Source organism: Duganella sp. CY15W, assembly GCF_009857555.1.
Classification (GTDB): Bacteria; Pseudomonadota; Gammaproteobacteria; order Burkholderiales; family Burkholderiaceae_D; genus Rugamonas; species Rugamonas sacchari.
On sequence record NZ_WWCQ01000001.1, the window covers coordinates 1,711,387 to 1,724,438 of the forward strand.

Sequence of the window (13,052 nt, forward strand, 5' to 3'; positions counted from 1 at the left end):
CGGATCTGATCTGCACCTTCGACAAGGAGAGTCACGTGAATGTATCGAACTGGAAGATTGGCACCCGGCTCAGCGCCGGCTTTGGCATTGTGCTGGTGCTGCTGGTGGTGGTCACCATTGTGGGCATCACCCGCATGGCGCAGGTACAGCAGCGGCTCGACGAAATCGCCAACGTCAACAACCCCGAAGGCAAGCTGGCCGACCTGATGCTGGACACCGTCAACGACCGCTCCATTGCGTTGCGCAACCTGGCCCTGTTCACCGAGATGAAGGACATGCAGCCGGAAGCCGACCGCATACGCCTGAACGAGCAAAAGTACGCCGACGCGGAAAAGAAACTGAATGAGATGTTCGCCTCTCTGCCCAGCACGACGGACCGCGAACTCGCCCTGATGCCGAAGATTAAAGAGGCCGAAGCAGCCGCGCGGCCACTGATGGCCAAGGCGGCCGCACTGGGTCTGGCCAATAAGGCCGAAGAGGCCACCAGTCTGTTGAGCGGTGAACTGAAACCGGTGCAGCAAAAATGGCTGGATCTGCTGAACCAGCTCGCCGATCTGGAAACCACGCTCAACACCGAAGCAGGCAATGACGCCGCGGCCGCCTACGCCAGTGCGCGCCTGATGATGATTGTGCTGTCGGTGGCCGCCATCGGCATGGGCGTGGTGATCGCGTGGATGACCACGCGCTCCATCACGGTGCCGATGCAGCAGGCCGTGCAGGTCGCGCAGACGGTGGCCGCCGGCGATCTGACCAGCCGGATCTCGGTCAATACCCAGGACGAAACCGGCATGCTGCTGCGCGCGCTGGCGGATATGAACGAACATCTGCAGGACATCGTCGGCAAGGTACGCGGCGGCACGGACACCATCGCGACGGCGTCAAGCCAGATCGCCAGCGGCAACCTGGATCTGTCGCAACGCACCGAGCAGCAGGCCAGTTCACTCGAAGAGACGGCATCGTCGATGGAGGAGCTGACGTCCACCGTGAAGCAGAATGCGGATAACGCGCGCCAGGCCAATCAGCTGGCGGCGTCGGCGTCCGACGTGGCAGGGCGCGGCGGCACGGTGGTGGCAGAGGTGGTGGTGACCATGAACTCGATCAATGACTCCTCGAAGAAAATCGTCGACATCATCGGCGTCATCGACGGCATCGCCTTCCAGACCAATATTCTGGCCTTGAACGCGGCGGTGGAAGCGGCGCGCGCGGGTGAGCAGGGCCGTGGTTTCGCGGTGGTGGCGTCCGAGGTGCGCAACCTGGCGCAGCGCTCGGCGGCGGCGGCCAAGGAAATCAAGGCGCTGATTAACGACTCGGTGGAGAAAGTCGATGCAGGCGCCAGGCTGGTCAACCAGGCCGGCGTGACGATGGACGAAATTGTGGCCAGCATCCGCAGCGTGACCGACATCATGGGCGAAATCACAGCCGCCAGCCGCGAACAGGAAGTCGGCATTGAGCAGATCAATCAGGCCGTGACGCAGATGGACACGGTGACCCAGCAGAATGCGGCACTGGTGGAGCAAGCCGCTGCTGCGGCGGCCTCTTTGCAGGAGCAGGCGACAGGCCTGGCGGAAGTGGTCAGCGTGTTCAAGCTGAATCAGGCGCACCGGCCGGTCTTAACGCAGCTGGCATTGCCGCATCGGCGCCAGGGCGCGCTGGCGGGCGGAGGCTGATTGGCGCATATTCACCTGTGCTGGGAACTGGGCGCTGGACTGGGGCATGCCGGCCGGCTGAAAATGCTGGCGCTGGCCTTGCTCGAACATGGCCATCGCGTCAGCCTCAGTGTGCGTGACCTGATGCACACGCATGCCTTGCTGGCGGAGCTCGAGGTCCAGATACTGCAGGCGCCCTTGTGGCTGCATGACACGGTAGGTCTGCCGCCGCCAGCCAGCCTGGCGGAGATCCTGTTCCGCTGCGGTTATCTGGAAGCGCCGGCCTTGCGTGGCATGGTGGACGGCTGGCGCGCCATGCTGGCACTGCTGGAGCCCGACCTTGTGGTCGCTGACTATGCGCCAACTGCGCTGCTGGCTGCGCGCAGCATGGGCTTGCGCACTGCCGCCATCGGCACCGGTTTCAGCATGCCGCCCGAGGGACGGCCGCTGCCTGCTTTACGCGAGGCGCCGGCAGAACGTCTGGCATCGTCCGAGGCGCGCATGCTGGCCACGGCGAACGCGGTGCTGGCGGAACTGGGTGCTCAACCCTATGCCTACGCGGCAGACGTGTTCCTTGGCGATGCAAATTTGCTGTGTACCTGGCCGGAGCTGGATCATTACCAGCGTGATGGCGCAGACTGGCTGGGGCCGAGCTGCGTCGCCGAAGGTGGCCTGGCGCCATATTGGCCGGATGGCGAAGGACGCAAGGTGTTCGCGTATCTGAAGGCATCGCATGCGGCGCACGCTGCGGTGCTACGGGCGCTGGTGGACGAAGGCTGCCGCGTGCTGGCGTATGTGCCGGAAGTGGCAGCTGGCGGCGTACCGCCCGTCATCAGTGAACGCGTGCTGTATGCAGAGGCGCCGGTGTCGCTGCCGCAGGCTTTGGCGCAAGCGGATCTGTGCGTGTGCCATGCGGGCGAGGGCACGCTGGCACAGTCGCTACTGGCCGGCGTGCCGCTGCTGATGCTACCGTCGCATACCGAACAATTCCTGGGGGCGCGGCGGGTTGCCATGTCTGGCGCCGGTTACAACGCCGCATTGCTTGCCCCGGATGGGGATTGGCGCGCGGTCCTGCGGCCCTTGCTGAATGAGGCAGGGTATCGTGACGCCGCGCGTGGTTTCGCGGCGCGTCACGCGGGATTCAGCCAGCAGCAGTTGAACGCGCTGCTGGTGGAGCGGATAACGCTTCTACTCGACGGGCGCCACGACGCCCGGCGCTGATCGACGAGATCCGGGCGCTACGGCCTTCGCCATCCAGCTTGAATACGCTGACCGCATCGACCAGGTGCGAGGCCTGCTCCTGCATGGTGACGGCAGCGGCGGATGCCTGTTCCACCAGTGCCGCGTTCTGCTGCGTGGTCTGGTCCATCTCGGTGATGGCGCCGTTGATGTGCTCAATACCGGACAGCTGCTCCTGGCTGGCGAAAGCGATTTCGCTCATGATGTCGGTGACGCGGCGTACGCTGGTGACGATTTCCTCCATCGTGGCGCCAGCCTGGTCGACCAGGCGTGCACCGGCATCGACCTGGTCCACCGAATCGCCGATCAGTTGCTTGATTTCCTTGGCGGCGGCGGCCGAACGTTGGGCGAGGCTGCGCACTTCGCTGGCCACGACCGCGAAGCCGCGGCCTTGTTCTCCGGCGCGCGCTGCTTCCACCGCCGCATTCAGCGCCAGAATATTGGTCTGGAAAGCGATACCGTCGATGACCGCGATGATATCGACAATCTTGCGCGCGGAAGCGTTGATCGACGCCATGGTGTCCACCACCTGTGCGACCACTTGCCCGCCCTTGCCGGCCACGCTGGACGCCGACATCGCCAGCTGGTTAGCCTGATTGGCATTGGCGGCGTTCTGCTTGACGGTGGAGGTCAACTCCTCCATCGAGGATGCGGTTTCTTCCAGCGAACCGGCCTGGCGTTCGGTGCGTTCGGACAGATCCAGATTGCCGGCGGCGATTTCGGCCGAGGCAGTGCCGATTGAATCCGTGCCTTTGCGCACTTCGGACACGATGGAAATGAGGCTGGTATTCATGTCCTTCAGCGCGGCCGACAATTGACCGATTTCGTCGCGGGTGCGGATCTGGATCTCGGAACTCAGGTCGCCATCGGCCACCGTGCGCGCCACGCGCACCGCATAACGGATCGGACGCACGATGGTGCCGGTGACATACCAGCCGGCGAACAGTCCCAGCGCGGCGCCGGCGACGCCGATCGCAATCATCAGCGCACTGGAGGTGCTGGCGGTTTGTTCAGCGCTGTCGCCCGAGTGCTGCATGAGCTGCACCTGGAAGTCAATCAGCTTGTCCAGCGCCGCCACATACGTTGCTTGCGCAGGGCGGACTTTTTGCAGCAGCAGGGCGGTTGCGCGGTCCTTGTCGCCGGCCTTGACGGCGGCAATCAGCTGGTCGCGCAGCGGCGAATATACGCCACGCGCATCCTGGAGTTCCTTGAACAGCACCAGCGCCTGCGGTTGATGGAGAATGCCGCCTAGCTGCTCCAGCAAACTGCGGATGGTTTTGCTGCGCTGTTCAATCGCGGCGTATTCCGCATTGGCTTCCGCCGCGTCGATCAGCAGCAGGTCGCGCAAGCCGCGCGACTGCTGCGCCACCTGGTCCTTCACCTGGTTAAGCAGGCTGATTTTCAGGTAGCGGTCATGGGTGGTCAGGTTGATTTCATTGCTGGTCGCGCGCAAGCCCAGGGCGCCGACAATGACCACAATGGCCATCAGCAATGTCGTCAGTGAAAAAGCGATGGTGAGGCGGTGGCCGATCTTCAGGTTGGCAATATTCATGACTCGTCTTTAGTTATGTTTTTAAGAGATGGTAGTTACCTGTAGGAACGGAAAGTGTATCCGGGAAATAAATGGCTAGCTAGAAATATTTCTTATTTGCATAGACACATTCGTGAATAAAGCAACAAGGGCAGGCGTGCGCCGTGCGGGCGGTCATTTCCGTAGCATGGGACAACCCCAACTGCGAAGGAGATCCATCATGCCGAAAGGAGCCAGCCCCAAGCGCGAACGCGAGTACCAGGAGCTAGAACACAAATTCGAGAAGGAAGGGCGCTACAAGGGGCGCGAGGAAGAAGTGGCTGCGCGCATCGTGAATAAACAGCGCGCCAAGGCGGGAGAAACCAAGTCCGGCCACAGCAAATCATCTTGAGTGGCTGTGGTGGTAACACCGGCGCCTTGTCAAGCGCGCCGGCGACCACTGCTTCCGGTGTTTTAGTGCTGCGGCAACAGGGATGGCAAAGCTGGCGCCAACGGTTGCAGCGGTTCACCGCCGCCGCCAATAGTCGTAGCGGAATTATTGTCTACTACATACAGTGCCACCATCAGACGAATAAAATCGCGTGACCATGGCGTGTCGTCCTTGACTATGGCGTTAAGGTTAAATTGCCAGTCGTCATAGAACTGCTTCATGAACGAGCCGTCGGCGCCGTCCTCGGCATTCAGCGCATAGTTCGGGCCCAAGGCGTCGTCAACAATGTATGCGCCGTAATTCTGCAAGGTCCACGCGAGCTGCTTGGCGGGCGTAGTTTCCAAACCAAGGGTACTCAAATCTGTCGTTGCCGGAATCGCGAGCAGGGCACCCATTCGCATGGCGTACGAGCCTCCCGTATCCGCTGTGCCATTGATGACCAGCCCATTGTCCACAGTACCGTAGTGTCCGACTGCGTATTTATCAGCAGCGAGCGCAGGCCAGCGGTAGCAGTCGGAGTTAGAGGTTTTATCCTTGCACTTGTATAGAACCTGGGCGGCGTAGACATTTAGCTTCAGCGCGTGGCGCGGACCTTGCCCGCCAGGACGCAGCTCGCCGAGCCGGAGACTGCCGCCAATCGCAGAAAGGCGTGAGCCACCGTGTGCGCCCAGGATGCCCGGTCCATACAGGTCAACCGGCGGCAGCAAGGCCTGGCTTGTTGCCGGGCCACCCGCAGTGCAGCGAGCAAAAGGCTGGGACTGTATCAGGGTGCGGCCGTCTTCCATGAGGAATGTGGCGGAACTATTTGTATTATTGTTTTCAACCACATAGTCTGTCGGGATAGGCACGCTAGTGATCTGTGCTCCCGTGGGCGCGCAGCGATTGGCACCGGGGCCCCATCCTGCAGAACTGGTGAAAATCGCGGTGGACGGCGCATTCGGCCGGAGTACGATCTTCTCACGGTCAACTTGTGGCGCACCTGCCCAGACATTGTTGCCAGGCTTTTCAGGCAGATTGGCTGGAACATAGGTCGCGCCCCGGCCAATCGGCATATTCCAGATGCTGTTTTGAGCAAATGGCCAGACCAGGGGATCGCGAGCGAGCACCTGGGTAGTCGAGCTGAATGTATGTGAAACGATGGATGATGTCGATTGCCAGCCTGCACCTTTCAGGTTACCGGCGACGCGGACGTCTGCCACTGCCGGCAGCAGGCTACGCGGTATCGTCCACTGGGCTTTGGTGCCATCATCCGAATAGCTGACCGGAACAGTATTGTTTAGGTCCCATGAGAAATCATAGCCCCCCTTGCCGATGTATCTGAAAAAAGTACCGTCGCTGACGAAAAATTCCGCACCGACCCCGCCCATCGTAAAACCAGTATTTCTGGACAGGTCTGTATCAATATAGAGTTGCCGCGCAGTTGCTGGCGACGGACCGCTGTAGTACATCAAGAACGATATGGTGGTTTCGTCGTTTTGAATGGTCAACGAGTCGACACCTGCCAGCGCTGATGTTGAAATGCAATACTGGGCAACAAGCGCAGCCAGGCCTTTCAATATGAATTTTTTGTGGGACATAGAATTCCTCATTGGTATAAATGCCAAATTATATATTTGAAAATACATTTTGACATGCATCATGAGGGCTTAGACAGCAGTACCAAACCCGTGTATAATTGCAATCAGTGTTGCACCAAATGAAATAAAAACATTGCCTCTGGTAGGGCTGGATGTTTTGAGAAGGCTGGCGTTCTGTGAACGCCAGCCTTTTTTATTTTCCGGCCTGCGTTGCGCTGAGTACTGCGGTGGCAATCAGCAGCAGCCCCATGACGCGCGCGGCGATGGTGGAGCTTTGCGGATGGCGCGCAAACCAGCCGCTGGCGCCACTGGCAGCGTAGGCCAGCGCACCATAGACGCCCAGTTGCGTGAGCGCAGTGATACCGCCCAGTACCCCGGATTGCACCCACAGCGGCCCCGCACCGGGGCGCAGGAATTGGGGGAAGATGGCCAGCATGAAGATGTAGGCCTTGGGATTCAGCAGGCTGGTGGTCAGCGCGCGGCGGAAGATGACGGCATCGGCCATGGCTTCCGCTCCGGCCGTCGGATGAAAGATGCTGTCGCTGCGCAGCAGTTGATAGCCCATCCAGGCGATGTAGGCGGCGCCAGCCAGCAGCATGATCTTGTACAGCGGCGGCCAGCATTGCAGCACCATGGCCACGCCCAGCGCACCCAGGCATAAATGGCAGAAGCCGCCGGCGATGATGCCGGCCACGGCCGCCATGCCAGAGCGCCGTCCGCCCAGCATGGCGCTGCCCATGACAAACGCCATATCCAGCCCCGGCAGCGCGATCACGCCCAGGACCACGATGAAATACAGCCAGAGATTGGCGGCCTGTGACATGGCAAGACTCCGTAAAGTTGTTGTTTGGAACAGCTTAAGTGGGAATCAGGGCGAATTTGGCCCTATAAACCTGCTATCTTTACGCCATGTACCATCCCACTACACGCGTGCTGGCAGTGCTGGAACTGCTGCAAACCCATGGCCGCCTGAGCGGCGCCGACATGGCCGGCCGGCTGGCGGTCGATGGCCGCACGCTGCGGCGCTATATCGTGATGCTGGAGCAGCTCGGTATTCCGATCACGGCTGAGCGTGGCCGGCATGGCGGCTATGCGCTGATGCCCGGTTTTAAGCTGCCGCCCATGATGTTCACCGACGATGAAGCGCAGGCTTTGTCGCTGGGCTTGCTGGCGGCGCGGGGGCTGGGGTTGGCGGAAGCCGCGCCAGCGGTCGCCAGCGCCCAGGCCAAGCTGGAGCGCATCATGCCGGATGGTCTGCGCCACCGCGTGAGTGCGATGCATGACACGGTGCGGCTAGACTTGCGCAGCGTGTCGTCCCGCACTGCGCCGCCGCCGGACAACGCCGCGCTGGGCGCGCTGTCGCTGGCGGCCAAGGAGGGGCGGCGCGTGCGCCTGCATTACCGCACCGCCGGCGTGGACAGCGAACGCGACTTTGATACCTATGGCCTGGCTTATTACGGCGGCTATTGGTATGCGGTCGGGTACTGCTATTTGCGGCAGGACATGCGGACGTTCCGGCTGGACCGCGTGACGGCAGTCCGGCCCACGCGCGGCCTGGCACAGCGGCCGCCTGGTTTCGACGCGCTCGAGCATCTGCGGGTCGCGGTCGCGACGGTGCCGCGCAAGTTCGCTGCCAGGGTACTGCTGAAGACCACGCTGGACCAGGCACGACGCGCCTTCATCGACACCATCGGCCTGTTTGAGCAATGCGAACATGGCGTGCTGCTGCATAACCAGTCCGATGAGCTGGAGTGGTTCGCGCGCCAGCTGGCGGCGGCGCCGTTTGAGGTGGAGGTGCTGGAGCCGCCCGCATTGCGCACGGCGCTACGCACGATAGGCGAGCGCTTGTTGCGCATGGCCGCCGTCCGCTAGAATGCGGCGACTTTATCGCAACAAGGAAACTATGTATCTGATTCAGCGTCTGGTGGCCACGGCTGCCATGCTGGCCGCCACCGTGGCCACGGCGGGCCAATGCCCCACTCATTATGTCGATGGCCGTTTGCCGGAAATCCGCAATGCCAAAATGAATGCCGCCACCACCGAGCTATGCTACGGCGTGTTTGGCGTGATGTACTCCGGAATCACGCGCACGCCGCTGTGGTCGGCCGAACATCTGACGGCGCAAAATATCGACGCGGCAAAGAACCTGTCGCGCGAAAACTCCTTCCACCCCGAGCCGCGCCTGGCGCCCGGTACGCGCGCTGAACTGGCCGACTATGCCCGCAGCGGCTACGATCGTGGCCACATGGCGCCGAACGGCGATATGCCAGACCGCGAAACCCAGCACGAAAGCTTTACGCTGGCAAACATGGTGCCGCAGGATGCCGAGAACAACCGTCACATCTGGGCCGGTATCGAAGGCGTGGTGCGCAAGATGGCGCAGAAGGAGGGCGATCTGTATGTGATTACCGGGCCGGCCTTTATCGGCGGCAATCTGCAGAAGGTCGGCAATGTCCTGGTGCCGAGCCATTTGTACAAGCTGGTCTACAGCCCGCGCCAGCGTGCCGGCGCTGCTTTCTTTATCGAAAACCGTAGCGACGCGAGCTACGATATGCTGAGCATTGCGCAGCTTGAAGACAAGGTGGGCATCAAGCTGTTGCCGTCGCTGTCGACGGCGCAGAAAGAAGTCATGCTGCGCATGCCGAAGGTGAGACAACGTAAAGACGGGAGCAAGGAATGAGCAAGTTTGTGCCTTATCAAAATGAATCGGACGTGCTGCGCATCGGCGGTCTGAGTATCGAGAACCGGCTGGACCGTGTGACCATCAACGGCGATATCGACCTGACGGCCGACCAGGCCGGCCTGGCGGACGCGCGCGCATTGCAGCAGTTGCTGGCTGCGGTCGTGGCCCGCCTGGAAGGCCAGCCGCTGCCGGCCAAACTGGCGCCTGCTGCCCACACTATCGTCGCAAATCCATTTGAATAAGTATCGCTGGGGCAACAAGAATGTTATTCTGTGAGGAGGCCCGCCCACGCTGGCCTGTGCCCTTTATTTTATTGAATCGACATTGTCATGAGCTTAACGACCGGTAATAATTCCATCGACTCCCTGGTGTATAGCAGCTGGAAAACCAAAGCTGGACAGCCGGTGTCGCTCACCTACAGTTTCATGACGACGCTGCCTTCCGACGCCAGCGCCGATGACGCCAATGGTTTCGCGCCGATGAGCGCCGAACAGCAGGCTGGCGCACGTGCGGCCATGGCCAAATGGGCAGCGGTGGCGAATATCAAATTCACCGAAGTGGCGTTTGGCGGCAACATCCAGCTGGGTACCAACGACCAGGGCAAGCAGAGCAGTGGCTATGCGTATCTGCCGAACGGTAGCGATCCGACCTATCTGTTCACGAATAACAAGGACGCGTACAACTTCAGCTTCCAGGACGGCGACTTTGGTATCGCGGTGCTGATCCACGAACTGGGCCATACGCTGGGCTTCAAGCATCCTGGTAATTACGATTCCACCGGCAGCTCCATTGACGGCCCGTTCCTGCCGGCGGCGCAGGACAATATCGATTACACGCAGATGTCGTATAACGTCGGCGCTGGTTTCAAGCTCAACGGTAACTACGGCATCACGCCGATGCTGTACGACATCCAGGCGATGCAGTATCTGTATGGCGCCAACATGAGCTATCACACCGGCAACGATACCTACAGCTTCGGCACCGATGCGCCGTTGCAGTGTATCTGGGATGCGGGCGGCACCGACACGCTGGATTTTTCCGCCTGCACCAATGCCAGCGTCATCAACCTGAACGCGGGCAGCTTCAGTGAAACCGCGCCGGGCTATAACAATATTTCGATAGCCTATAACGTCACCATCGAGCGCGCGGTTGCCGGCAGTGGCGGTTCGACGATTTATGCCAATTCGGCTGGCAACGTGATTACCGGCGGCGCGGGCGCCGACACGATATACGAGGGCGCCGGCAATGACCTGATTACGGGCGTGGGCGGCAACGATACGGTGGTATTCAGCCATACGCTGGCGTCTTATGCTTTGTCGGGTTCGATCAGCAACCTGACTGTGACCGGCGACGGCACCGATACCCTGGTGGGCATCAGCAAGCTGCAATTCAGCGATGCTGCGATCCAGCTGTCCAATTACAGCTCGCTGCTGGCGGGCGGCGTCAATAACGATGTGCTGACTGCCGGCAGCGGCAGCCAGCTGATCTGGGGCGGCGCCGGCATCGACCTGGTCAACTTCGGCGGCAAGCGTGCCGATTTTACGGTGTCGGCCAATGTCGGTGGCGTGACGGTGACCAATGCTGCCGGTACTGCAGATTTCCTGGCCGGTGTGGAACGTGTCCAGTTCAGCGACAACACGGGCCTGGCGCTGGATACCAGCGGGGAAGCGGGTCAGCTGTACCGTCTGTACGGCGCCATGTTTGCCCGTACGCCGGATGACCTGGGCATGGGCTTCTGGCTGTACCGCATGGATCACGGACAGACGCTGCTGTCGATCGCCAAGGGGTTTATCAACAGCCCCGAGTTTGTGCGGACCTACGGCGAAAATGCCAGCAACAGTGTGTTTGTCACCAGCCTGTACCACAACGTGCTGCATCGCGAGCCGGATATCGCGGGCTACAATGTCCAGCTGAATGCGCTGACCAACGGCATGTCGCGTGAGCAGCTGCTGGTCAACTTCTCGGAGTCGGCGGAAAACATCGAAGTTATCAGCCATGTGATTCCGGTCGGCGTGTCGTACACGCCGTGGGTTCCAACGTAATCACGGACCATCGGTACCCGGCAGGCTGATACGGTTGCGGCCCATGTGCTTGGCGCGGTACAGCGCCGAATCGGCCGTGGCCACCAGCTGGCTGGGATCGGTCTCCGGCGCCGCCAGCGCTGTGGCTGCGCCGATGCTGACCGTCACCACATGTTGCTGGCTGCCCAGGTTGGGTAGCCGTAGCTGCTCCACGCGGCAGCGGATGCGTTCCGCCACGATTGCCGCGCCCTTGAGCGACTGGTTGGGCAAAATCACCGCAAACTCTTCGCCGCCATAGCGCGCCACCAGGTCGTTGGCGCGCATTTCGCTCGACACGGCCGTGGCGATGCGTTGCAAACACTCGTCGCCGCCCAGGTGGCCGTAAGCGTCGTTGTACTGCTTGAAATTATCGACATCGACCATCAGCAGCGACAAGGGCTGCTGATGGCGCAAGGCGCGCTGCCATTCGGCGTTGAGGGTGTCGTCGAAGCAGCGGCGGTTGGCCAGGCCGGTCAGGCCGTCGCGCGTGGCCAGCTGCTCCAGCGCCACCTGAGCGTGCTTTTCATCGGTGACATCGCGCAGGGTTTCCACCACCGCCACCAGCTTGCCTTCGCTATCGAGAATGGGGCTGGCGTCGGCAGCCAGGTAGCGGCGCCGGCCCAGGCGCGGCATGTCGCACCAGTTTTCGGCGCACAGATTGTTGTCGGCGTCGTTGCGGCGCGCGTGCTGGCGGTAAAGCCGGTGCAGATCGGCGGCGCGGCCCTGGATCACGAGGTCGGCCAGGGTGGGACGCTGCTCGCCATAAAAACATTTCCAGTGGTCGGCGGTGCCCAGCACCTCCCAGGCTTCGACGCCGGTCAAGCGTTCGCACGCGCGGTTCCAGATAATGATTTTGCCACTGGTGTCGATGACGAAGGTGGGAATGACCAGCAATTCCATGAGTTTGAGCGCGAAGCCATGCTGCTGGTCCGCCTGGGAGAATTCCATCACGTGCTGGATTTTCTGGGAGCTGTTCATGGGCGCCGCCTCGCTGGTTATTGGATTGGGATGGACAGGGTGAGCGCAGTGCCCGCGCCGGGTGTGCTGGCAATGTCAACGCGGCCGCCGACCTCGGCGACGCGCTGGGCGATGCCGCGCAAGCCAAAGCCGGCACGTGCGCCCGGTTGCGGCAGGCCGACGCCGTTATCGCGCACGGTCAGGTTCAGGCAGTGTTCCTGCCGGCACAGGCCGATGCAGACTTCGGATGCCTGCGCATGGCGCACGATATTGCTCAGGGATTCCTGCAGCACGCGGTAGACCACGGTGTCGGTGCGTTCCGCAGGCGGGCCGTCGAAGGCGTCGGGCGTGGCGTCGAGACGGCACGGGATGCCGCTCAGGCGCGAGAACTGGGCGATCTGTTGTTGCAGCGCGCCTTCCAGGCCTGATTCCAGCGCCTCCGGCGTCAAATCGTGGACAATGGCACGCATGGCCCGTGTCGCTTGCTGGATGCGCGATGCCTGCCAGGCCAGCGGCTGCGCCAGCGCGGGGTGTTGTGTCTGCAGTGTGGCGCAGTCCAGCGCCAGCGCCAGCAGTTGCTGGCCGAGGTCGTCATGCAGGTCGCAGGCGATGCGGCGCCGTTCGGCGTCGCGCAGCGATTGCTGGCTGGCGCTGAGCTGGCGGATCTGCTGGCGCGCGTGGGTCATCGCCAGCATCGCCTGCGCGCGTTGCCGCCACCACAGCAGCACGCAGGCGGCGGCTGCCAGCACGCACACGCTGGCGCAGAACAGGTCGATTTCAAGGAGGAGCGGCGCGTATCTCATGGTGTATCTTCCTGTGATGGAGGACAACGTTGGCAAGCGTCCACATCGACCAACATAACTGCTTACCAGGTGCAAGCATTGTGAAATGTCAACTTCTGGCGGTTCTACCCGGAAACTGTGGCGTGG

General features: G+C 61.7%; 12 protein-coding genes. 7 read left to right on the plus strand and 5 right to left on the minus strand.

Annotated features, from left to right (window positions below):
* The first annotated feature begins 35 nt into the window (after positions 1-35).
* The gene (locus GTP58_RS07575) at positions 36-1,667 is read left to right on the plus strand and encodes a methyl-accepting chemotaxis protein (RefSeq protein ID WP_161076883.1); all 1,632 of its coding nucleotides are present in this window, start codon (positions 36-38) and stop codon (positions 1,665-1,667) included.
* Positions 1,668-2,867 (plus strand): glycosyltransferase, encoded by a 1,200-nt coding sequence (locus tag GTP58_RS07580; RefSeq protein WP_161076884.1) that lies wholly within the window; start codon positions 1,668-1,670, stop codon positions 2,865-2,867.
* Here GTP58_RS07580 and GTP58_RS31710 read toward each other — a convergent pair.
* A complete protein-coding gene (locus GTP58_RS31710) occupies positions 2,788-4,437 on the minus strand; it encodes a methyl-accepting chemotaxis protein (RefSeq protein ID WP_161076885.1) in 1,650 nt (549 codons plus the stop codon). The genes GTP58_RS07580 and GTP58_RS31710 overlap by 80 nt on opposite strands.
* Before the next feature lie 199 nt (positions 4,438-4,636).
* Here GTP58_RS31710 and GTP58_RS31035 point away from each other — a divergent pair, with 199 nt between their 5' ends.
* Complete coding sequence (locus GTP58_RS31035; protein ID WP_202413499.1) at positions 4,637-4,807, plus strand: hypothetical protein; 171 nt, start codon at positions 4,637-4,639, stop codon at positions 4,805-4,807.
* Between the two features lie 62 nt (positions 4,808-4,869).
* On the opposite strand, the gene GTP58_RS07590 is transcribed toward GTP58_RS31035, so the two are convergent.
* Both GTP58_RS07590 and GTP58_RS07595 read right to left on the minus strand, forming a co-directional pair.
* Positions 4,870-6,423, minus strand: coding sequence for a hypothetical protein (locus tag GTP58_RS07590; protein ID WP_161076886.1), 1,554 nt, complete (start codon positions 6,421-6,423; stop codon positions 4,870-4,872).
* A gap of 193 nt (positions 6,424-6,616) precedes the next feature.
* Positions 6,617-7,246 carry a LysE family translocator gene (locus GTP58_RS07595; protein WP_161076887.1) on the minus strand — a complete coding sequence of 210 codons (630 nt, stop codon included), beginning with the start codon at positions 7,244-7,246 and terminating at the stop codon, positions 6,617-6,619.
* Positions 7,247-7,332: 86 nt separating this feature from the next.
* On the opposite strand from GTP58_RS07595, the gene GTP58_RS07600 reads away from it, so the two are divergent.
* From GTP58_RS07600 to GTP58_RS07615, 4 genes are all read left to right on the plus strand, one after another.
* The gene (locus GTP58_RS07600) at positions 7,333-8,295 is read left to right on the plus strand and encodes a YafY family protein (protein ID WP_161076888.1); all 963 of its coding nucleotides are present in this window, start codon (positions 7,333-7,335) and stop codon (positions 8,293-8,295) included.
* A 31-nt stretch (positions 8,296-8,326) separates the two neighbouring features.
* Positions 8,327-9,103 (plus strand): DNA/RNA non-specific endonuclease, encoded by a 777-nt coding sequence (locus GTP58_RS07605; RefSeq protein WP_161076889.1) that lies wholly within the window; start codon positions 8,327-8,329, stop codon positions 9,101-9,103.
* Entirely contained in the window at positions 9,100-9,348 is a 249-nt protein-coding gene (locus tag GTP58_RS07610) for a hypothetical protein (RefSeq protein ID WP_161076890.1), read from the plus strand. The genes GTP58_RS07605 and GTP58_RS07610 overlap by 4 nt, the downstream gene beginning before the upstream one ends.
* A gap of 87 nt (positions 9,349-9,435) precedes the next feature.
* Complete coding sequence (locus GTP58_RS07615) at positions 9,436-11,148, plus strand: DUF4214 domain-containing protein (protein WP_161076891.1); 1,713 nt, start codon at positions 9,436-9,438, stop codon at positions 11,146-11,148.
* Here GTP58_RS07615 and GTP58_RS07620 read toward each other — a convergent pair whose 3' ends face one another.
* On the minus strand, positions 11,149-12,144 hold the full coding sequence (locus tag GTP58_RS07620; RefSeq protein WP_229215455.1) for a diguanylate cyclase: 996 nt from the start codon (positions 12,142-12,144) through the stop codon (positions 11,149-11,151).
* A 17-nt stretch (positions 12,145-12,161) separates the two neighbouring features.
* Entirely contained in the window at positions 12,162-12,926 is a 765-nt protein-coding gene (locus tag GTP58_RS07625) for a sensor histidine kinase (RefSeq protein WP_161076892.1), read from the minus strand.
* Positions 12,927-13,052 lie beyond the last annotated feature (126 nt).